Raw genomic sequence first — 23,908 nt, 5'->3', positions numbered from 1 at the left:
TGAATTGTCGTTACAGACTGGCTGCCAATGAACAACAGCACCAAGGAAGAAGGGTTACTCGCGCTTTAACCTTTCGGTATTGGCTAAGTACAGAGTCACCACCAGCAATAATATGGATGCTGAATAAATCAGGGTATCAATTGGATTTTCATGATCGACAATGATCAGCCGGATAATCGCGGTGATCCCGATATAGATAAAATAGCGCAGTGGGAAGTGATAGCCCGATTCAAAGTACTTAACAATCAAGGCAATAAATTCGAAATAAAGGAAATAAATCACAATGCCTTCAATCAGCATATAGGACGAAGTTTCCTGATTATTCACGAACAGCATCTGCCCCAAATGAATGGTTTCTTTTATCAGAAAGACCACCAAAATAGCCGCAAGTACAATCAATCCGAGATTCAACAAACGCTGTAGATTTTTAGCGACCCACTGAGAACGCGAATTTTTGGCCATAAATACCCCATAAAAAATAGGCGAAACAGCCCGAGCCTATCACAGCAATGCTGCGCTCGAGCCAAAAAAAAGCCCCTTACCCAAGTAAGAGGCTAATAAGCACGGATCAAGGAGCTTCAGCCCGTAAGCTTAACGCCAGTTCTTGAAACGGTTAATCAACGCATTGGTTGAACTGTCATGACTGGTCACGGCTTTATCATCTGCCAGCTCAGGCAAAATACGGTTAGCCAGTTGTTTACCCAGCTCAACACCCCATTGGTCAAAGGTGTAAATATTCAGGATAATCCCTTGCGTGAAGATTTTGTGCTCATACAGTGCAATCAAGGCACCCAAGCTGAATGGGGTAATTTCACGCAGCAAGATAGAGTTGGTCGGACGATTACCTTCGAACACTTTGAACGGCGCAACATGAGCCACTTGCTCCGGTGTTTTACCTGCCGCAGCAAATTCAGCTTCAACTTCAGCCAATGATTTACCAAAAGCCAGCGCTTCGGTTTGCGCAAAGAAGTTAGACAGCAGTTTCGCGTGGTGGTCACTCAGTGGATTATGACTGATTGCCGGAGCAATAAAGTCGCAAGGAACCAATTTGGTACCCTGATGAATCAACTGATAAAACGCATGCTGCCCGTTAGTGCCTGGCTCGCCCCAGATAATTGGGCCAGTCTGGTAATCAACCGGGTTACCGTTGCGGTCAACATATTTACCGTTAGATTCCATATTGCCCTGCTGGAAGTAAGCCGGGAAACGGTGCATATATTGGTCATAAGGCAGGATAGCTTCGGTTTCAGCACCAAAGAAATTGTTATACCAGATACCAATCAATGCCAACAGAACCGGCAGGTTCTGCTCAGCTGGGGTATTGGCGAAGTGTTTATCCATGGCATGTGCGCCGCTGAGCAACTGTTCGAAATGCTCAAAACCAACAGACAGCGCGATAGACAAGCCGATAGCAGACCACAGGGAATAGCGGCCACCGACCCAATCCCAAAACTCAAACATATTGTCGGTATCAATACCAAACTCGCCCACGGCTTTAGCATTGGTTGATAGCGCTGCAAAATGTTTGGCGACATGAGCAGGATCTTGCGCCGTCGCCAAGAACCAATCACGCGCACTGTGGGCGTTGGTCATGGTTTCTTGGGTGGTAAAGGTTTTTGATGCCACCAGAACCAACGTAGTTTCTGGGTTCAATGATTTCAACGCTTCAGCAATATGAGTGCCATCAACGTTAGAAACAAAATGCATATTCAGGTGATTTTTATAAGGACGCAGCGCTTCGGTCACCATATAAGGGCCAAGGTCTGAGCCACCAATACCGATATTCACTACATCAGTAATGGCTTTGCCGGTATAGCCTTTCCAGTCACCACTAATTACGCGGTCACAGAACTGTTTCATTTTGGCCAGAACCGCATTAACTTCTGGCATCACGTCCTTGCCATCAACCACAATTGGCGTATTGCTGCGGTTACGCAGAGCCACATGTAGCACTGCGCGGTCTTCGGTGCGGTTAATTTTCTCACCGGAAAACATAGATTTAATTGCGCCCGCCAGGTCAGTTTCTTTGGCCAGAGCTTGCAGCTTTTCCATGGTTTCGCTGGTAATGCGGTTTTTGGAGAAATCCACCAGCATTTGATCATCAAAAGTCGCGGAGAATTTCTCAAAACGCTGCTTGTCCTCGGCAAACAGATCGCGGATTTGCACATCTTTCATCTGTTCAAAGTGTTGCTGTAACGCTTTCCAGGCAGCGGTTTGACTAGGATTAATATTTTTCATAGCGGCGCTCTTCTAGGCTTAAGGATTAATGAAACGAGTACATTGATTGTATCCTGTTACCCTGTGATTGAGATCTCTTTTCTTGCGATAGGTGATATCTCTCGAAACAACTTTTGATCTGCTTCCTGTTTTCTCTCTTTCCCTTAATCTACGCCCCCTCCAATGCGGTAAATGCCGCATTGTCAGTCGATATCCAGTTAAATTAGTTATATGAAGTGACAATTTATTAAATATGAAAATACCTCATGGTCATATCGTTGACAGCAAGCCGATAACCCGTTATTCCTAAAGGCCTACTTGCGCACCAAGTGCGTAAGCCAGAAGAGGTGCGTCGCCCAGGTAAGGTGTCAGAGGAGCCGTGATCCGCTGAAGACATTCGAGGGGGAGCGACGCCGAGACACGATGATTTCGGCCATCAACGTGTCGACTGCAGGGGCTGAATCCCCTGGGTTGTCACCAGTGCCGTTCCTTTAGGGCGGTCAACAAGGTGGAGCGCTTCTGGGTGTAACGTAGGGTTATTTCTACGCCTGCCCCCTGATTTTCCGCTCTTTCCTTGTGCCAAGGCTAATACAGATGACCACCCAAGATGGCATCCCTGACACGAGGTTTTTTAGATGATTCAAGTAGCATCCCAACAGACTGGCCGCTCCTCTACCCCGACTGTGGTCGCCAAATTTGGTGGCACCAGCGTGGCTGATTTTGATGCCATGAGTCGCAGTGCTGATGTGGTTTTATCGAACCCGGACGTTCGTTTGGTAATATTGTCGGCGTCAGCCGGGATTACCAATCTGTTGGTCGCCCTGGCCGAAGGCTGTGAGTTGGAAACTCGCACCCGACATTTAGATGAAATTTGCCGCATTCAATACAATATCCTCGCTAGACTTTCCGATCCGGTAGTTATCCGCGAAGAAATTGATCGCATGCTGGAAAATATTGCCATGTTGTCTGAGGCCGCCAGTCTGGCTACCTCAGCAGCACTGACGGATGAGTTGGTCAGCCACGGCGAGTTGATGTCGACATTACTGTTTGTCGAACTACTGCGCCAGCGCCAAGTCGCGGTGGAATGGTTTGATGTGCGTAAAATTATGCGCACTAACGATCGTTTTGGCCGAGCTGAACCTGACACCCAAATCTTGTCTGAGCTGGCTCAAACCCAGTTAGCGCCGCGCATCCAGCACGCCATCGTGGTGACTCAAGGTTTTATTGGCAGTGAAAGTAAAGGCCGCACGACGACCCTTGGCCGTGGTGGCAGTGATTACACCGCAGCCCTGCTGGGTGAAGCACTGAATGTCAGCCGTATTGATATCTGGACAGATGTGCCGGGGATTTATACCACGGACCCGCGCGTGGTTCCGGGGGCAAAACGTATTGATAAAATCGCCTTTGAAGAAGCCGCTGAAATGGCCACTTTTGGTGCCAAAGTGTTGCATCCGGCCACCTTATTGCCGGCAGTACGCAGTGACATTCCGGTGTTTGTTGGCTCCAGCAAAGATCCCGCGGCTGGTGGCACTCTGGTGTGTAATGAAACCAAAAATCCACCGTTGTTCCGGGCCTTAGCACTGCGCCGCAAACAAACGCTGGTCACCCTGCATAGCCTAAACATGTTGCATGCGCGTGGTTTTCTGGCCGAGGTGTTTAACATTTTGGCGCGCCACAATATTTCAGTGGATTTGATCACCACCTCAGAAGTGAGTGTGGCTCTCACACTGGATACCACCGGTTCCACATCGACCGGCGACAGTCTGTTGACGACTTCATTGCTGACTGAGCTCTCCTCGCTGTGCCGGGTGGAAGTGGAAGAGAATCTGGCATTAGTGGCAATTATCGGTAATAACTTATCTCAGGCCTGCGGTGTCGGCAAAGAAGTGTTCGGCGTGCTCGATCCATTCAACATTCGTATGATTTGTTACGGAGCCAGCAGCCACAACCTATGTTTCTTGATCCCAGGCCATGACGCGGAGAAAGTGGTGCAAACGCTGCATCACAATCTATTTGAGTAAAACCGCCGCAGCCATGACAAAACCTGCAAAGTAACGGCATAACAAACCGGGCGTTTTCGTCCGGTTTTTCATATCTCTGATACTGACGAATAAGGACTCTCGCCTCATGTTGGTAAAAATCACCCGCCTGTTCCCTGTATGGGCTCTGCTGCTCTCTGTGGCCGCCTATTTCCGGCCGACAACCTTTACTGGCATTGGCCCTTATGTCGGCCCGCTATTGATGCTGATTATGTTTGCCATGGGTGTCACTCTACGGCTGGATGATTTCAAACGAGTGCTTTCACGTCCGGCACCCGTCGCTGCGGCAACTTTTCTGCATTATCTGATTATGCCGCTCACGGCATGGATTCTGGCCATGCTGTTCCGTATGCCACCGGATTTGTCCGCCGGTATGGTACTGGTCGGCAGTGTTGCCAGCGGCACAGCATCCAATGTGATGATTTACCTGGCAAAAGGTGACGTGGCACTGTCTGTCACTATCTCTGCGGTATCCACGCTGGTCGGTGTTTTTGCCACCCCGCTGCTGACCCGGTTATATGTCGATGCCACCATCAGTGTGGATGTGGTCGGGATGCTAAAAAGTATTCTGCAAATCGTGGTTATCCCGATTACCGCCGGCCTGGTTATCCACCACACCTTTACCAAAACGGTTAAGCGCATTGAGCCTTATCTGCCCGCCATGTCGATGGTCTGTATTGTAGCCATTATCAGTGCCGTGGTAGCAGGCAGCCAAAGCCATATTGCCTCCGTCGGTTTCGTGGTGATCATTGCAGTTATTCTGCATAACGGTATTGGCTTACTCAGTGGTTATTGGGGCGGCAAGCTATTCGGTTTTGATGAATCAACCTGCCGCACACTGGCTATCGAAGTGGGGATGCAAAACTCAGGGCTGGCCGCTACCTTGGGTAAAATTTACTTCTCACCACTGGCCGCCCTGCCCGGCGCGCTGTTCTCTGTCTGGCATAACCTCTCTGGTTCATTACTGGCGGGTTATTGGTCAGGCAAACCAGTAAAAAAAGACTCTGAATAATTCATAATCTCTATCATGCCCGGTTTAGCCGGGCATTCCTTCTTAAATCCCCTCTTTATTAAATTAATTAGCATCCGCTATTCGCCTGAATATAGTTTAATTAATTCTCACCATCTGGACTTTGCATCCAATAAACATCAAATTTTTATTATATTCCTCCTATTCGTGAATATTTCTTAATTCTTGAGATTACCTGCCGTCTCTATTCATCAGGGACAGTAATCATGCTGCCCGGCATTTGACTCAAGGAGGCGAGAACTGACCTGTGCATTTCTCAATCAAACATTATGATCCCAAAACGCACTGCATTATGGTTTTTATTGAGTACTGGTGCTCACGCCACTCAGGTGCCGGGAATAGATATTCCCTCGCCAATTAATGAGTCACGCCAGAATTTACAGAACAGCAGTAATGAAATTAATCAATTAATAGAAGAGCGCCGCCAATCGCATTCAGGGCCACATAGGTTACCGCCTGAAACCGCTAACAATGCACCTGAGTTAGAAAGCGCCTCACAGTGCCTACCAATCAGTGGTGTCTATATTCAGGGTATTACTCTATTAAGTATTAAAGAATTAGATAATCTTACGGCAATACCAGACGAATGCATCCGCAGTGAGAATGTTAATTTGCTCGCTCGCGAACTAACACAGATTTATCTTTCCAAAGGCTATATCACAGCGCGCATTCAATTTATTCCACCTGAAACCGATGATGAACTCGGTTTGGATGTCACTGAAGGTTTTATCGAAAAAATTGAAAGTGACGATCCTCAGTTAGCGGTTGAAAGTATTTTCCCCAATATGACGGGAAAACCACTGAATATTACTCAGCTTGACCAAGGATTAGATCAGGCAAATCGCTTACCATCAAATAAAATAACCATAGATATTTTACCCGGCACCCAACCGGGAGGGTCTATTCTTAAACTCAGTAATATCCGTTCAAAACCTTGGCATCTAACAACATCACTCGATAATTACGGTAATAAAAGTACCGGAAGTTGGTTGAGCCGGAATTCATTTTCTTTCGATAATCCATTGGGATTATCAGATTCCATTAATTTAAGTGTTTCCAGCACCACAGATAATGCTGAGAAAAATCATAGCCGCGCCTATTCACTTTTTTATTCCGTACCCTACGGGGCGTTAACCTTTAGCGGCTTTGGCAGTTATTCTGAATACCGGTATCCGGTGAAGTTACAATTTAACTCCATCGAACTTCATGGCAAAACACAGCAACACGGTCTACGTACAGATTATGTTTTCTATCGTGACCAAGACCAAATTAATGGCGTTAGTGCGCAATTAACTTATAAGCAGGCTAAAAACTATCTGAATGACCAAAAAATAGCGGTCAGTAGTCCAACACTCACTGTCTTTGAGTTCGGGCTTAATCATCTGCACATACTGCCAAGCGGTATTTTCAATATTAATTTCGGTATTGAACAAGGATTGCCGTGGTTGGGTGCCGATCAGGGCTATTCTGCCCGCCATCAAGATAGTCAATTTACTAAAGCCAAAACCGCCATTACCTCCAGACAATATTTCAAATTATTCGATGATACCTACCTGCTAAGTAATCAATTCTATGGCCAATATAGCCGTGACCGTCTGCCGGGTATTGAGTGGCTCAGTATTGCCGATAACAACGCTATTCGCGGCTTTAGCCGTAATACATTATCAGCGGATAAAGGTTGGTATCTACAGAATACCTTGTCGCGCAATTTCACACTTGGCAATACCACCATAACGCCACGGCTCGGTGTTGATGTGGGTCGTATTCAGCAACCTTCACAAAATTGGAGCAGTGCCATGGGGTTCAGTACCGGAATTAATATCAGCTACCGTGATATCAAATTAGATGTCGAAGCTAGTCGTGGTCATTTATTGTCAGGAAAATCTGACAGTAAAGATCCCATTAATATTCTGGCGCGCTTCTCTTACTCCTTTTAACTCGCCGATATCGGTGAGCACCACTTTTTATTAATACTAGCAATATGACAATTAGATGGAGCAATAAATATGAAGCAAAATAAATTTAAGCTTTCCCCCGCCGGGAAGTTGGTGGCGGCGGTCGCCATTATTTCAGTCTCAGTCGCCACCTGCTATGCAGCCGGTATTGTCAGTGCGGGTGACAGTGCTCACAGACCCGATGTACACTCAAGCAATGGTACTCCGATCATTGATATCGTCACGCCCTCGGCATCTGGGTTATCGCATAACCAATTTGATAATTTCAATGTGGGGAATGAAGGTGCAGTACTGAATAATGCAATCAATTCAGGGAATTCTCAACTAGCAGGGCAATTAAACGCTAACCAAAACTTAAATGGTCAGGCTGCCAATGTTATTCTGAATGAAGTTATCAGCCGCAACCCATCATTGCTATTAGGCAAACAAGAAGTGTTTGGTATGGCCGCAGATTATATTTTGGCTAACCCTAATGGCATTACCTGTAATGGTTGTGGATTTATTAATACTAACCGAACGTCTTTAGTTGTCGGTAATCCATTGGTGGATCAAGGGAATTTACAAGGTTTTGATACTCGAAATAATAACAATCTATTAGAAGTCGGTGAGGGCAGCTATCTTTTCATGGGGCCACTCGATTTAATTACACCACGAATTAATATGGAAGGTACATTTTACTCTAGGGAAGATATTAATGTCACATTAGGTCAAAATGAAGTCAGTACCGATGGTCGCATAATCAAGTCAGCTAATTATATTGGTGCTGCATATGACAGTAAAATATTTGGTAGTATATCGGCAAATAGGATCAGAATCATTAACACCGCGGAAGGCAATGGTGTTAATATGTCAGGGTATCATACTGCCCGTGAATCAATAGATATTTCAACGCCGGGAAAACTAAATCTTGACGTCGACTCCGCCCCTGGGATTAATTACAACCCAATACCAACTAATTTAAGCGCTAACGATATAACAATAAGCGCGGGCGATATCTTTACTTCCGGTGACATTATTGAAACTCATTCAGAAGGATCGGTAAAACAAAATTTAATATACTCAAAAATTGTTGGTAAAAATATTTCTATTATTGCCAAGAGAAAAAATCATCTCGATGCTGCCACCATTGATGGCAATAATATTGATATGCAAGGTGGAGATATTAATTTAGGCGCAGAAAAATTAACTGATAGCAGTAGCAGTTATTTAACAGAGGGAGGTAAAGGATTTTTAGGAATGGGAAAATGGAATAAGTCCTCCTTCAACAAAGAAGAAAAACAAAAAAATGCCTTCACAAAAATCAATGCAAAAAATAACATTTCAATTCAGTCAACCAAAGGAGATATAAAACTTTCCGGCTCTTCTGTTAATGCTGGAAATAACATTTCAGTCAAAGCAAAAAAAGACTTAATATTGGAAAGTGTAATTAATCAGGAATCTACACACAATAAAGGCCATGATTATGCACATACTATTAAGGATAAAACTTGGGATAATAAAGAAACCAAGCAAACACTGAATAAAACTACACTTCAGGCTGATGGAAATTTGGGCCTAACTGCAGAAGGGAAAATAACCACCAGCGGAGCTAAAGCCAGTGCGAAAGGTGATTTACTCATTAATGCTAATCAAGTCAAAATTGATGTACAAAAGACCCATGATCGGGCAACAACAAACGGTAAACATGAACAAAACCTCGGATTAGGCGGTATCGACCATAATAATAATGACAAAAATGCAGAAACCAGTCACGGCTCTGAAATAACCGCCGAGGGTAAAATTTTTGTCAGTGGTCGTGATGGTGTTTCCATTACCGGCAGTAAAGTCAAAGGTACTGACGATGGTTTTGTTCAGTCAGACAAAGGTGGCATTCAAATTGATAACGCCCTCAGTACTACAACGACCAAAATTGATGAGCGTGACGGCGTGGCCTTTAATATTACCGGCAGTTCACATAAAGCTAATAACCGTGATGAAAAGGTGACCGGCAGTGAATTAGTGTCTGACGCTAACCTTAAAATAATCAGCAAAGATAATGTGGATGTTATTGGCAGCCTAGTAAAAAGTGCCGGGGAGCTGGGTATTGAAACCTTGGGTGAAATTAATGTTAAAGCGGCAGTAGAACAACAAAAAATAGATGAGCAGAAAACGAAATTAACTCTTGAGGGTTTTACCCATGATGACGGCAATGGCCAATATCAAGCTGGGATAAAACTGGAACATACCGACGAAAGTGAGAAAACAGAGAGCATTAAACACCAAGGGGCAACTCTTGAGGGCGGCTCTGTCAAATTGGATGCAAAAGAAGACGTCACATTCACCGGTTCTGATCTCGTCGCGACCAAGGGAGATGCCGATATTAAAGGCGAAAACGTCTCGTTTATTGCCGCCAACGACACCACCTCCAGCCAGAAAGAAAAAGAGACTGTCGGTGTTGATGTCCACTACGACGGCGGGATGGATAAAGCTGGCAGTGGAGCAAATGTCAGTTATGAAGACACCCAAACCAGCAGTGATAAATCAACCGCGGTAGTTTCTGGATCTAAAGTTGCCGGTAACTTAAATATTGATGCTGCCAAAGATATGACTAACCAAGGCAGCTCTCATAACGTCGAAGGCACTTATCAAGTCAATGCTGATAATGTAAATAATCTGGCGGCAGAAAACAGTGAAAAAACCGTCACCGAAACCACCAAAGCCGATGTAGGTTTTGGCGTTAATGTCGCTTATGACGGAATAACCCGGCCAATTGAAGAGATGGTCAATAAGGCCAAAGAACAAGATATGGGCGGCATGCTGGATGCCGTAGATGACTTTAACTCACCTAATGCCGGGGTTGATATCTATGCCAAAGGAGAGACGAAAGAAACCAGCCATACCAGTAGTCAATCTACTGGAACCTCAATAAAAGGGGGTGATATTGCTATCAATGCTAATGGTGCATTAAAAGATCAGGGCACTAAATATCAGGCTGATAAAGGGGCTATTACCTTGGATGCTGCCAGCCATAATTTTGAAGCAGCAGTTGATCGCGATGATCAGCAAACTAAAGAAACCTCAGGTGAGGCAGGGATTCGGATTTATACCACCACAGGCGAAGATATTACTGTTGATGGCAAGGGCAAAGGCGGTTCCACCGAGCAGAATACCAAAGGTGAAAATGCTCAGGTTGGCAGTATGAATGCCGCCAATGGCGTCCATATTAACGTAACAGAAGATGCCAAATATCAAGGTACTAATATCAATGCTGGAGAGGGGAAAGTTACGATTAATGCTGGGGGAAATATTCACATTGATCAGGCAACTGATCATATCAGCGAAAACCATAATAACGTTGATGCCAATGCCCAGCTAAACCTCGGTACCAATGCTAACAGTAAAGAGTTTGGCGCAGGATTGGGCGGTGGGCACAGTAAGGGTGAAAGCAATGCTTCGATGGCCCAAGTCAGCACTCTGGAAGGTCAGCAGGGAATTGAACTAAATGCTGGAAAAGATTTAACCCTCACCGGCACCGCCTTTGGCAGCAAAGAAAAACCAACCGGGGATATTCAACTCACAGCAGATGGCAAAGTTGATATTCAAGCAGCCAAATCTGAAGGTTCAAAGCAGGATATGACGTGGTCAGCAGGGGCTAATGCCGGTATCAGCAAAGGTAAGGATGGCAACAGCAAAGGAATGCAGGCCGATGCTGAAATTAAGGTCGCGAAGACAGACGAGTCTGCGGTGATACATCAGGGTAGCGAAATTCACAGCAATGGGCATTTCTCTGTTCAGGCAGGGAGTGACGATGAAGATGCTATTCATATGCAAAATGCCAATATCAACAGCCAAAAAACCACGTTGAATGCTAATAATGGCGGTATCTCGTTGGAATCGGCTCAGGATAAACAGCATAAGAATAACTGGAGCTTTGAAGCATCCGCGAATGGCAGTCAAAGTAACCAGTTTAATAAAGATGATAAAGGCGTTATTGATAAACAAAGCAGTGAGAAGACCCATGATGTGGGGGCCAAGCTTGATGTCGCCGTGGATAAGCTGGATTCAGTCACACAGCAAAACAGCCATATAAACAGCGATAACATCACGCTAAACACAGCTAAAGATATGGTTCTGGCCGGGGCTAAGCTGGAGGCCGACAATATTAATGGCAATATTGGTGGTGATCTAACCGTCGAAAGCCGCATAGATGAGTTACATAAAGTTGAGGTCACTACCCACTTTGGTGCCGGTCACAGTAATGCTAAGCAAGAAAGTCTGATTAATCAGATAGCCGATGCCAGCCCAATGGGTTCAGACAAAATCAAGAAAAAACTCGATACTAACTCCAACAAGTTATTCGATAAAATCAAAAATCAATATGACCAACTCTCCAGCAAATTCACCAGCAAAGAAGAGGATAACGTCAAACTCCTCAGCTATACCAAAGATGGTAAAAAAGTTATATCGAACGAAAAGGAAGATGATAAAGAAACCAAGGATAAATGGTGGCAAAAAGGCGCTAAAGCCATTGGCAATAAAGTCAAAAACAAGGTGCAAAATGACTCGGTCAAAGGCGGGAGTGGCGATGCCAGCATCGAGGTAGAGGTAGTAAACAACCAGGCGGTCGAAGAGCAATCAGCCATTGTCGGTAAGCAAACGGTGAACCTAAAAGTTAAGGGTAAAACTGAATTGATCGGCGGGAATATCGCCAATCAGGGAGGAAATGTCGATTTGCAAACCAATGGCCTTGAGCTTCAGGATGTTAACGGCAAACATAGCCAAGGTGGGGCCAGAGTGAAGGGAGCTTCATCAGCTATCAAGATGCTGGGGAGTGCGGCCAGTGACCTTATGGGCGGCAAAACCCCGCTGATTGGGGCTCATGGTGGCTCAGAACAGAAAAATGCAGTTGCCGGGATTACCCACGGTCAGCCTTAGCAGTTAGCCAAAAGTCAGTAATATTGCAGGGGGCGACCCGCGCCCTCTGCATTTTCAACAACTTCAACAACCAAGCTGTATATCAATCCGCGTCGTAACCCAGATTAGGCGCTAACCAGCGCTCAACCTCAGCGACCGGCATCCCTTTGCGGGCGGCATAATCCTCCACCTGATCACGTTGAATCTGCGCCACAGCAAAGTATTTGCTATCTGGATGACTGAAGTACCAGCCCGAGACTGATGCTCCCGGCCACATGGCATAGGACTCGGTCAGCTTCATGCCCGTGTGGGTTTCCACATCCAGCAACTGCCAGATTTGGCCTTTTTCGGTGTGTTCCGGACAGGCCGGATACCCCGGCGCCGGGCGGATCCCTTGATAATTCTCGCGCACTAGCTCTTCATTGCTCAGGTTTTCATTGGGTGCAAAGCCCCAATACACTTTGCGTACCCGCTCATGCAGATATTCAGCAAAGGCCTCAGCCAGACGGTCGGACAGCGCCTTAATCATGATTTTATTGTAATCATCATGTTGGGCATCATAGGCCTCAGCCAGTGCATCCTCTTCCAGACCACCGGTAACGGCAAAAGCGCCATAATAATCAGCTTTACCGCTAGACTTAGGCGCGATGTAATCCGCCAGACAATAGTTCGCGAAGTCGGTTTTTTCTGTTTGCTGACGTAAATGGTGGCTGACCACCAGCACTTCATCTCGCCGCTCATCACGGTAAATTTCGATATCATCCCCAACACTGTTGGCAGGGAACAACCCAACCACGCCTTTGGGATGCAGTAAATCTTCTGCCGATAGCTTATCCAGCATCTCATTGGCATCGGCAAACAGGCGTTTGGCTTCTTCCCCAACCACCTCATCTTCCAGAATGCGCGGATATTTACCCGCCAGCGACCAGGTCATAAAGAATGGCGTCCAGTCGATGTAATTGCGCAAGGTTTCAATGCTGGCCTCAACCTGTTGTACACCCAACTTGTGTACTGCTGGCGGAGTATAATTTTCCCAATCAATCACTGTGCGGTTGTCGCGGGCAGCTTGCAGACTCACTGGCGGAGTGCGTGGTTTCTTACGCGCATGCTGAATACGCACGGTTTCATATTCTTTACGGGTTTTCGCCACAAAAGCATCGCGTTGAGTATCAGATAACAGAGCCGAAACCACGCCAACACTGCGTGACGCATTCGAGACATAAGTGGTGGAACCACTGTAGTTTTGCTCGATTTTCACGGCGGTATGGGCTTTGGAAGTGGTTGCGCCGCCAATCAACAGCGGCAGAGTAAAGCCCTGACGCTCCATCTCTTTGGCGACGTTAACCATCTCATCCAGCGACGGGGTGATCAGGCCAGATAAGCCGATAATATCCACCTTCTCTTCCCGCGCGGTGCGCAAGATTTTTTCAGTCGGCACCATCACACCCAAATCGATAATTTCATAGTTATTGCACTGCAACACCACACCGACAATATTTTTGCCGATGTCATGCACATCACCTTTTACCGTCGCCAACAGAATCTTACCCGCGGTACTGCCCTTCTGTTTGCTGGCTTCAATATAAGGTTCAAGATAGGCGACCGCCTGTTTCATTACTCGGGCGGATTTCACTACCTGCGGCAGGAACATTTTCCCTTCACCGAACAAGTCCCCGACGACATTCATACCGGCCATCAATGGCCCTTCGATAACCTCAATCGGCCGGTCGGCTTCCAGTCGGGCTTCTTCCGTATCCAACTCAATAAATTCGGTAATGCCTTTAACCAGTGAATATTCCAGCCGCTTCGTCACTGGCCAGCCGCGCCATTCCGCTTGCTGAACCGCGACTTCATCACTTTTACTGCCGCGGTACTTTTCAGCCAAGTCCAACAGGCGCTCAGTGCTGTCATCACGGCGGTTAAGAATCACATCCTCAACTGCATCCCGCAGCTCATCTGACAGGTCGTCTGACAGGTCGTCATAGATAGCCAACTGCCCGGCGTTGACGATCCCCATATCCATGCCATTACGAATGGCGTAATAAAGGAATACCGCGTGAATAGCTTCTCGCACCGGATCATTGCCACGGAAGGAGAAAGAAACGTTGGAAACACCGCCAGAAATCATGGCATAAGGCAGTTCGGCTTTGATATCCGCACAAGCTTCAATAAAGTCGACAGCATAATTGTTATGCTCTTCAATCCCGGTAGCGACGGCAAAAATATTCGGGTCAAAAATAATATCTTCCGGCGGGAAGCCGACAGTTTCGGTCAAAATCTTATAGGCGCGACGGCAAATTTCGATTTTACGGGCGCGAGTATCCGCCTGTCCCTGCTCATCAAAAGCCATCACCACCATGGCTGCACCATAGCGGCGAACCAGTTTGGCATGATGAATAAAGGCATCGACGCCCTCTTTCATCGAAATGGAGTTGACGATGCCCTTGCCCTGAATGCATTTAAGGCCCTTTTCGATGACATCCCACTTTGAGGAGTCAATCATAATCGGCACCCGGGCAATATCAGGTTCACCGGCAATCAGATTGAGGAAACGCACCATGGCGGCCTCGGCGTCGAGCATCCCCTCATCCATATTGATATCGATGATCTGCGCGCCACTCTCAACCTGTTGGCGAGCGACATCCAGCGCTTCGCCATATTTATCTTCTTTTATCAGCCGCTTGAAACGTGCCGAGCCGGTAACGTTAGTACGCTCACCAATGTTCACAAACAGGGTATTGGCATCAATCGTCAACGGCTCCAGCCCCGCCAGGCGGCAAGCGACGGGGATATCCGGCAATGGCCGTGGCGCGACGCCAGATACCGCTTTGACCATCGCGGCGATATGCCGTGGTGTGGTACCGCAGCAGCCACCGACGATATTCAAAAATCCAGCCCGCGCCCACTCACCAATCTGCTCAGCCATCTCTTTGGCTTCCAGATCATATTCACCAAAGGCATTCGGCAAACCGGCATTCGGGTGCGCACTGACATAATATTCAGAAATGCGCGATAGCTCAGCGACATATTGACGTAGCTCATCTGGCCCCAAGGCACAGTTCAAGCCAAAAGAGAGCGGCTTCACATGGCGCAGCGAGTTATAAAAAGCTTCGGTGGTTTGGCCGGATAACGTACGACCAGAGGCGTCGGTAATGGTGCCGGAAATCATCACCGGCAGTAACACGCCCATGGCTTCGAATTCAGATTCAACGGCAAATGTCGCCGCTTTGGCATTGAGGGTATCGAAGACAGTTTCAATCATAATCAGATCAACGCCGCCCTCAATTAACGCGCGGGTCGATTCTCGATAAGCCTCAACCAGCTGATCAAAACTGACGTTACGAAACGCCGGATCATTAACTTTAGGTGAAATAGACGCAGTACGGTTGGTTGGGCCAAGCACCCCAGCAACATAACGCGGTTTTTCAGGTGTGCGGGCCGTCCATTCATCAGCACAAATTCGGGCCAGGCGGGCAGCTTCATAGTTAATTTCAGCCGACAGCGACTCCATCTGATAGTCCGCCATAGCAATGGGGGTGGAGTTGAATGTGTTGGTTTCGAGAATATCAGCGCCCGCTTCAAGATAAGCGTTATGAATAGCAATAATGACTTCCGGTTTGGAAAGCACCAGTAAGTCATTGTTGCCCTTCAGATCACTGGGCCAATCGGCAAAACGAGCACCGCGATAATCAGCCTCTTCCAGCCGATAGCTCTGAATCATGGTGCCCATGCCACCATCCAGCACCAAGATCCTTTGTGCCAGCTGCTGGTGTAATTCCTTAACCTTATTATTTGTTACTGTATCCACCACTGTCGCCTCTTTACCCTATTGCCTTGCCATTGCCCGACGTATTTTTTGTATTTATTAGTATCAGATATGCTGAAAAATAATCCATTCACAAATCAGTCTGTCATCCTAGCACAAGTTACCGACGTAATGAGTCCACTGCCAGTTGAGACTTTTTCAGGTAGCGAAACTCACTCATCGGATGAGCATTTTTTACGGTTTGCATGCATAATTGAAAAACGAAAATGAATTCCATAAAAATATCTGAGAGGCTGATTTATGGCGTTACCGATTCCGATTAAACGGGGAAAGAAACCCAAGGCAGCCGCGCAAACACCTACAGCGGCCACCGGTCAGGTTCAATCATTAACTCGCGGGCTTAAATTACTGGAATATATTTCCGAAGCTCAAGGAAGTGTGGCACTGACTGATTTAGCGCAACAGGCGGGTTTACCAAACTCAACCACTCATCGCCTGTTGACCACCATGCAACAACAAGGTTTTGTTCGCCAAGTCGGGGATTTAGGCCTTTGGACCATGGGCGCTCACGCCTTTATTGTGGGCAGCAGCTTTTTGCAAAGCCGCAATTTGCTGGCAATGGTTCACCCGATGCTGCGCCGCTTAATGGATGAATCTGGCGAAACCGTGAATCTGGCGGTGCTCGATCACAGTGATTATCAAGCCATTATTATCGACCAAGTGCAATGTACCGCACTGATGCGCATGTCCGCACCGATTGGCGGCAAGCTGCCGATGCATGCTTCTGGCGCAGGCAAAGCCTTTCTCTCTACCTTATCGGACGATCAGCTGGTACAGCTTTTACATAAAAAAGGGCTGCATGCCTATACCCAACATACTCGCACCAACCCAGCCAGTCTGAAAGAGAATCTGGTATTAATCCGCAAGCAAGGTTATTCATTCGATGATGAAGAACATGCCCTCGGTCTGCGCTGCATCGCCGCGTGTTTATTCGATGAGCATCACGAAGCCTTCGCGGCGATCTCCATCTCCGGCCCGGTATCGCGCATTACCGACGATCGCGTCACAGAACTTGGCGCGCTAGTCATTCATGCTGCGAAAGAAATTACTCAATCTTACGGCGGCGGCAATCGGAGTTAGTTGGATGACGGCGCTTAAGTCGCCGTCAACTGATCACTCGCTGTGAGAAACGTTTTTTCTTCCGGTATGCAAAAACATCCTCCACATGCCCATCCCGAATACGTTGCTGTAAACCACGCCAATAACTGGCATGGAACAAGTCACTGTGCGTCTCTTCAAAAAAGTGTCTCACTTTCCGGTCGTTACATAAAAAATGGCGAAACTCTTCCGGGAAGACATCATTGGGTGACACGCTATACCACGGCTCGCTGGCCATCTCATCTTCTGGGTAGCGGGGAGGTGGGATATCGCGGAAGTTCACCTCCGTCATATAGCAAATTTCATCATAATCGTAGAACACCACCCGCCCATGGCGGGTAACGCCGAAGTTCTTAAATAACATGTCACCGGGGAAGATATTCGCCGCCGCCAACTGTTTGATGGCGTTACCGTATTCCTCGATAGCATCTTTCAACTGCTGATCATCCGCCTGCTCCATATAGAGGTTCAATGGCGTCATCCGCCGCTCCATATACAGGTGTTTAATGATGATTTGGTCACCTAAGTCTTCCAGTTTTTCCGGCACTTCCCGCTGTAACTCCGCCAGTAATTCAGGGCTAAGACGATGCTTATCAATCACAAAATTCTCATACTCTTGGGTATCCGCCATGCGCCCTACTCGGTCGTGTTCTTTAACCAATTGATAGCATTCTAAAACTCGAGCCTGACTGACCTCTTTTTGCGGTGCAAACTGATCTTTTATCACCTTAAACACGCGGTCGAATGACGGCAGGGTAAACACCAGCATCACCATACCTTTGACTCCGGGCGCAATAATAAACTGCTCTCTGGATTGATGAACGAATGTTAGGTATTCACGATAACTTTCGGTTTTACCGTGCTTCTGGCAACCAATCGCCATATACAGCTCAGCGGTTGACTTACCGGGTAATATTTCTCGCAGCCACTCCACCATTGCCGCTGGCAGTGGCGCATACACCATGAAATAAGAGCGAGCAAAACCAAATACAATGCTGGCCTCGGCCTTGCTGGTTAAACAGGTATCAATAAATAGCGCACCAGATTCATTGTGATGAATAGGCAGCAGGAAGGGATAAATGCCCTCCGCTAGTCGTAGTTTCCCTACCAGCCAGGCAGCTTTATTGCGGTAAAACAATTCGTTAGCAATTTGAAACCGGGCATCGGCCAGTTGATTATCCGTAAAATTTTTCCGCAGTGCCGTCACAATATAATCAATATCGCGCGGCAGATTTTCCCAAGGTAAACGCAGTGGTAAGTCATTGAGCACCATCTGTAACATGCCAATCAGATTACCTTTTGGGGAGAAATCTCGCGCTAAAGGACGTGGAATTTCGCGAAAGCGCCGCTCGGGTTGCGAGCTAAAAACAAATAATTTATCGGGTGTTAAATCTCGATGCTTGAACAACCGGCAATAAACCGAATTAAAGAAACTCTCGGCTATCTCAAAGCGCGGATAATCCGGCAACAATCCGGTATAAATCTCTTTTACCCGAGCCAAAAATGCCACATCAAAGCAGCGCTGGTCGGTGATGTGCTTCAGTTGTTCAACCACCAGACCGACATGGTGATCATAGAGGTGAATTCGCTTTTTCATCGCCTGTTGTACGGCTTGCCAGTCGGCTTGCTCGAAGCGATGCTGAGCACCGGCGGTGACCTCCAAAAAGCGGCCATATTGTGCATCGAATCCCTGCAAAATTGTCTGAGCGATTAATTGTTCCAGCTTTGCCACCATGCTCACCCCCACCATACGGAACAGAGCCTGCATAAGCAGGCTCTCGATAACACCACACCTTCACTCCGTCAGCAGATTAAAACTGCTGTTCTTCCGTCGAGCCGGTCAATGCAGTGACTGATGACTCACCGCCCTGAATGATATTTGTCACTTTATCAAAGTAGCCGGTACCAACTTCTTGCTGATGAGATGCAAACGTATAGCCGCGCTCAACAGAGGCAAACTCTGGCTGCTGTACTTTCTCGACATAGTGCTTCATGCCCTCGCCCTGCGCATAAGCATGGGCCAGATCGAACATGTTAAACCACATGCTGTGGATGCCAGCCAGGGTAATAAACTGGTATTTGTAGCCCATGGCGGACAGGTCATCCTGGAAGCTGGCAATCTGCTGGTCAGTCAAATTCTTCTTCCAGTTAAATGATGGCGAGCAGTTATAAGCCAATAATTTACCTGGGAATTTAGCGTGGACAGCTTCAGCAAAACGTTTGGCTAGAGCTAAGTCTGGCGTTGAGGTTTCGCACCATACCAAATCAGCATACGGGGCATAAGCCAGGCCACGGCTGATAGCTTGCTCAATGCCCGCATGAGTCCGGAAGAAGCCTTCAGCAGTGCGGTCGCCAGTAATAAACTCGCTGTCATAAGGGTCACAATCAGATGTCAGCAAATCTGCGGCATCAGCATCGGTACGCGCAATCACCAAAGTGGGGACTCCCAGCACGTCAGCGGCTAAACGGGCGGCAACCAGCTTCTGAATCGCCTCTTGGGTAGGAACCAACACTTTGCCGCCCATATGACCACATTTTTTCACTGCGGCCAGTTGGTCTTCAAAGTGCACACCGGCAGCGCCCGCCTCGATCATCGCTTTCATCAATTCAAATGCATTCAGTACCCCGCCAAAACCGGCTTCAGCATCCGCGACGATTGGCAGGAAATAGTCGGTATAGCCTTTGCTTCCCGGCTCAATATTATTCGACCACTGAATCTGATCTGCACGGCGGAAACTGTTATTAATGCGTTTAACCACCGCAGGAACAGAGTCGACCGGGTACAGGGACTGGTCTGGGTACATGCTGGAAGCGGTGTTGGCATCAGCTGCCACTTGCCAACCCGACAGATAGATGGCTTCAACACCGGCTTTCGCCTGTTGCAAAGCCTGACCGCCGGTTAATGCCCCCAGACAGTTGATATAGCCTTTGCGCGATTTGCCGTGCAGCAATTCCCATAATCTTTTAGCGCCGTGCTGCGCCAGCGTGCATTCCGGATTAACTGAACCGCGTAATTTGATCACTTCTTCTGCAGTATAGGGGCGGGTAATCCCCTTCCAGCGCGGTGATTTCCATTCTTCTTCCAACTGCTGAATTTGTTGAGTACGAGAGGTAGTCATGACGATATTCCTTATAATTAATTTTGTAGGGTTAAATAGGCTGTCGTCTCAGGCTAATAATGCGTAGCCTGGCAACGTCAGGAAGTCGATAAGCTCGTCTTGTGTTGTAATCCGTTCCATCAGACGCGCGGCCTCTTCAAACCGCCCACCATCAAAACGCTCTGCGCCAAGTTCAAGCTTCACTACCTGCATTTCTTCACTCAACATGCGGCGGAACAGTTCTTTCGTCACCGTCTGACCATTACTCAGGCTTTTCTGGTGATGTATCCATTGCCAGATAGAAGTACGGGAAATCTCTGCCGTCGCGGCATCTTCCATCAAGCCATAAATCGGCACACAGCCATTGCCGGATATCCATGCTTCGATGTATTGCACTGCGACGCGGATATTAGCTCTCATCCCTTCTTCAGTGCGCTCACCGGTGCAAGGCTCCAGTAACTCGGCAGCCGTGATGGGTTTGTCCTGCTCACGAGTCACTGCTAATTGATTAGGCCGGTCGCCCAAAACGTGGTTAAAGACCGCCATCACGGTGTCAGCCAGCCCCGGATGAGCAATCCATGTGCCGTCGTGACCATTGCTAGCTTCTAACTCTTTGTCGGCACGGACTTTATCCAATACCAACGCGTTTTGAACCGGATCTTTATTGGGGATAAACGCTGCCATGCCACCCATCGCCAGAGCACCGCGCTTATGGCAGGTTTTAATCAGCAAGCGAGAATATGCACTCAGGAACGGCTTGGTCATGGTGACCGACTGACGGTCGGGCAGAACACGATCGCCATGGTTTTTCAACGTTTTGATATAGCTGAAAATATAGTCCCAGCGACCGCAGTTCAGCCCAACAATATGATGGCGCAAGTGATAAAGAATCTCGTCCATCTGGAACACCGCTGGCAAGGTTTCAATTAACACAGTGGCTTTAATGGTGCCTTGCGGCAAATCGAAACGCTGCTCGGTAAAGGTGAAAACATCACTCCACCAAGCGGCTTCTTGATAAGACTGCATCTTCGGCAAATAGAAGTAAGGGCCGCTGCCATTGGCCAGCAGTTGCTTATAGTTATGGTAGAAATACAAAGCGAAATCGAACAGACCGCCAGGGATCGCTTCCCCTTGCCACTTCACATGTTTTTCTGGCAAATGCAGACCGCGCACACGAGCAATCAATACCGCAGGGTTGGGCTTTAATTGATAAATTTTGCCGGATTCATTGGCATATGAAATGGTGCCTTTTACCGCATCATGCAAGTTAATCTGACCGTCGATAACTTTGTCCCAGCTCGGCGCCAGTGAATCTTCAAAGTCAGCCATGAAGACTTTGACATTGGCGTTGAGGGCGTTAATGACCATTTTGCGCTCAACTGGCCCAGTAATCTCTACTCGACGATCACGCAAGTCAGTGGGAATACCTTGAATTCTCCAGTCACCTTCACGAATGGAATTGGTTTCCGAAATAAAATCAGGTAATGCGCCCTGATCAATGGCCTGCTGCCAGGATGCCCGTGCAGCAAGGAGTTTGCTACGTGGTTCCGCAAATTTCACCACTAATTCAGTTAAGAATTCGATGGCCTCATCCGGCAAAACCTGTCGCTCTGCAGCATTAAAATGCTGGGTGAAAACTAACTCCGTGCCGACTAACTGTTGTGTCATTGCCCTTCCCCTTCCCAATCTCACGACTTTCACATCAACGCTAATGTAGCGTCACTCTTGGATTCGTATCGGGTAACGCGTTCCAACCGGAAATTGAAGGTCAGATTTTATGGTCATTTTTCACCCCGACAGGACTAAGAATAATCAATTAATTACGAAAATCAAAAACGATTTCCATTTTTATTTAAATTATTTTTTTAATCTTTATTTATCATGTCGTTAACATGAATGAGTAGATTAGATAGATAGGAATTAGCTTCCATTACCTCTAATTTTTCACGGTAACTTATTGTTTCACAAAGAGATCCGACCAGTCAGGGCTAGGGATAATAGGGCATATCAGAAGGGGAAATAGGCAGGCGGCCTCGATTCAGCCGCCTTTGTTAACATTTGAAGGGGGATAAAATCAGTCGAGAGTAGGGTTCATGTGGCGCAAATCAAATGGGGTGATTTGGTAAACGTAGTAGTTCAGCCAGTTGGCAAATAACAAATGCCCATGGCTGCGCCAAGATGCTTTTGGTGGCAAAGAAGCATCGTCGTTTGGGAAATAATTTAGAGGAACTTGTGGGTTTAGACCGGCGGCTAGATCTCGTTGATATTCACCTGCCAGAGTGTCGACATCATATTCAGGATGACCTGTCACAAAAGCAACTCGCTTGTCTTTGCTGGCAAACAGGTAGGCTCCAGCCTCTTCAGAAGAGACCAAAATATCCAAGTCGGTATGTTGCTCAAGTATCTCAACCGGGAAGTCTGCATAGCGGGAGTGAGGGGCCAGGAATGTCTCATCGAAGCCGCGCGTCAATAGCGCCAAGGGTTTATCAGTTTGGTGGTGGTAAATACCTGAGAGCTTAGTCTCACGCGTCATCTTGGGGATGCCATACAGGATGTTTAATGCCGCTTGTACCGCCCAACACACAAATAAGGTCGAGGTAACGTGATCTTTTGCCCAGGCGATAATACGTTCAATCTGTGGCCAATAGGCAACATCACAGAAATCAACTAACCCCAAAGGGGCGCCAGTTACAATCAATCCATCGAAGTTTTGCTCTTGAATATCTTCAAAATCGCAATAGAAGTTGTTTAGATGCTCAGCTGGCGTGTTTTTTGACTCGCGGCTATCAATCCGCAGCAACTGGATATCAATCTGCAATGGTGAGTTAGAGAGTAAACGTAGGAATTGATTCTCCGTCTCAATTTTTTTAGGCATCAGATTCAAAACCAACACCTTCAGGGGACGAATTTCCTGAGTTTTCGCACGTGATGAGGTCATAACAAAGACATTCTCATTGCGTAAGAAACTCACCGCGGGTAATTCATCAGGGACCCGAATTGGCATGCCTATATCCTCAATATATCCGTTTATACGTTTAGACTTCTAGATGCCCGAAGATAGCGGTTTTTTGATAAAAAGTCGAGCGATCTGCAACAACCTGAAAATGTTTCATTGCTGAAATTTCAGCATATACAGTATAGGAAATAGTCGTTATATAAGTTTAGATACTGAAAAGCACAAAAACCGACTGTATTTACAGTCGGTTTGTTCAGGATTATCAATAGAATTTTACTGGATAGCAGAAAAGCAAAAACCCCACGCTTTTGGCATGGGGTCTCGGTTTGATTTGATGCCTAGCAGTGTATGAATGGCTTTCCTGCCATTCGCCCTTCGGGCCGTTGCAAGCAACGTTAAAAATCGTTCCCGACGATTTTTTCCTACTGTATTCGTTTCATCTTCAGGATGAGCCTCACCCCGTTGGGGCCAGCGCAAGCGCTGTTCAAACTGCCTGCGCAGTTTGTCGCATGCATGCTCGAGCCGCACACCACACAAATGAGATAAACAAAAAAGGCCACCCGTTAGGGTAGCCTCTTTTGTTTATTTGATGCCTGGCAGTGTCCTACTCTCGCATGGGGAGACCCCACACTACCATCGGCGCTACGGCGTTTCACTTCTGAGTTCGGCATGGGTTCAGGTGGTCCCACCGCGCTATGGCCGCCAGGCAAATTCTGTTTTAATCAACCCGCTACACTATAACTCCCATGCAGCCAGCCAATTCAATCTGTAAACGTCGCTGAAAATTAAAATATAC

General features: G+C 47.2%; 12 protein-coding genes, 1 rRNA gene and 1 riboswitch. Of the genes, 5 read left to right on the top strand and 8 right to left on the bottom strand.

All coding sequences use genetic code 11. From position 1 onward, the window contains the following. Positions 1-54: 54 nt before the first annotated feature. Positions 55-462 (bottom strand): phosphate-starvation-inducible protein PsiE, encoded by a 408-nt coding sequence (psiE, locus tag N0H69_RS04855; RefSeq protein WP_050111065.1) that lies wholly within the window; start codon positions 460-462, stop codon positions 55-57. Positions 463-591: 129 nt separating this feature from the next. Further along, on the bottom strand, positions 592-2,238 hold the full coding sequence (gene pgi / locus N0H69_RS04850; protein WP_050152449.1) for a glucose-6-phosphate isomerase: 1,647 nt from the start codon (positions 2,236-2,238) through the stop codon (positions 592-594). 313 nt (positions 2,239-2,551) lie between these two features. Then, a riboswitch (Lysine riboswitch) is annotated at positions 2,552-2,744 on the top strand. 108 nt (positions 2,745-2,852) lie between these two features. Here pgi and lysC point away from each other — a divergent pair. The 4 genes from lysC (at position 2,853) to N0H69_RS04830 (ending at position 12,155) form a co-directional block, all read left to right on the top strand. Beyond that, complete coding sequence (gene lysC, locus N0H69_RS04845) at positions 2,853-4,238, top strand: lysine-sensitive aspartokinase 3 (RefSeq protein WP_050136258.1); 1,386 nt, start codon at positions 2,853-2,855, stop codon at positions 4,236-4,238. Positions 4,239-4,344: 106 nt separating this feature from the next. Beyond that, positions 4,345-5,268: a ketopantoate/pantoate/pantothenate transporter PanS gene (gene panS / locus N0H69_RS04840; RefSeq protein ID WP_050111068.1), complete on the top strand. Its 924-nt coding sequence runs from the start codon at positions 4,345-4,347 to the stop codon at positions 5,266-5,268. A gap of 287 nt (positions 5,269-5,555) precedes the next feature. Beyond that, positions 5,556-7,223, top strand: coding sequence for a ShlB/FhaC/HecB family hemolysin secretion/activation protein (locus N0H69_RS04835; RefSeq protein ID WP_050123161.1), 1,668 nt, complete (start codon positions 5,556-5,558; stop codon positions 7,221-7,223). Positions 7,224-7,292: 69 nt separating this feature from the next. Beyond that, the gene (locus N0H69_RS04830; RefSeq protein WP_050152450.1) at positions 7,293-12,155 is read left to right on the top strand and encodes a hemagglutinin repeat-containing protein; all 4,863 of its coding nucleotides are present in this window, start codon (positions 7,293-7,295) and stop codon (positions 12,153-12,155) included. 82 nt (positions 12,156-12,237) lie between these two features. Here N0H69_RS04830 and metH read toward each other — a convergent pair whose 3' ends face one another. Further along, positions 12,238-15,945: a methionine synthase gene (metH, locus tag N0H69_RS04825; protein ID WP_151419898.1), complete on the bottom strand. Its 3,708-nt coding sequence runs from the start codon at positions 15,943-15,945 to the stop codon at positions 12,238-12,240. 255 nt (positions 15,946-16,200) lie between these two features. Here metH and iclR point away from each other — a divergent pair, with 255 nt between their 5' ends. After that, on the top strand, positions 16,201-17,040 hold the full coding sequence (gene iclR / locus N0H69_RS04820) for a glyoxylate bypass operon transcriptional repressor IclR (protein WP_050152451.1): 840 nt from the start codon (positions 16,201-16,203) through the stop codon (positions 17,038-17,040). Positions 17,041-17,065: 25 nt separating this feature from the next. Here the strand turns inward: iclR and aceK are convergent, their stop codons facing one another. The 5 genes from aceK to rrf form a co-directional block, all read right to left on the bottom strand. Further along, positions 17,066-18,793 carry a bifunctional isocitrate dehydrogenase kinase/phosphatase gene (gene aceK / locus N0H69_RS04815; protein WP_050152455.1) on the bottom strand — a complete coding sequence of 576 codons (1,728 nt, stop codon included), beginning with the start codon at positions 18,791-18,793 and terminating at the stop codon, positions 17,066-17,068. A 76-nt stretch (positions 18,794-18,869) separates the two neighbouring features. Next, a complete protein-coding gene (aceA, locus tag N0H69_RS04810) occupies positions 18,870-20,177 on the bottom strand; it encodes an isocitrate lyase (RefSeq protein WP_050111073.1) in 1,308 nt (435 codons plus the stop codon). Positions 20,178-20,225: 48 nt separating this feature from the next. Then, on the bottom strand, positions 20,226-21,824 hold the full coding sequence (aceB, locus tag N0H69_RS04805; protein ID WP_050152452.1) for a malate synthase A: 1,599 nt from the start codon (positions 21,822-21,824) through the stop codon (positions 20,226-20,228). Positions 21,825-22,230: 406 nt separating this feature from the next. After that, positions 22,231-23,160, bottom strand: coding sequence for a homoserine O-acetyltransferase MetA (metA, locus tag N0H69_RS04800; protein ID WP_050123142.1), 930 nt, complete (start codon positions 23,158-23,160; stop codon positions 22,231-22,233). A gap of 543 nt (positions 23,161-23,703) precedes the next feature. Then, a 5S ribosomal RNA gene (gene rrf, locus N0H69_RS04795) occupies positions 23,704-23,819 on the bottom strand. Positions 23,820-23,908: the final 89 nt, after the last annotated feature.

It is taken from the genome of Yersinia alsatica, assembly GCF_025133195.1.
Taxonomy (GTDB): domain Bacteria; phylum Pseudomonadota; class Gammaproteobacteria; order Enterobacterales; family Enterobacteriaceae; genus Yersinia; species Yersinia alsatica.
Note: the sequence above shows the minus strand (reverse complement) of the source record. Positions and strands in the feature narration are given on the sequence as shown.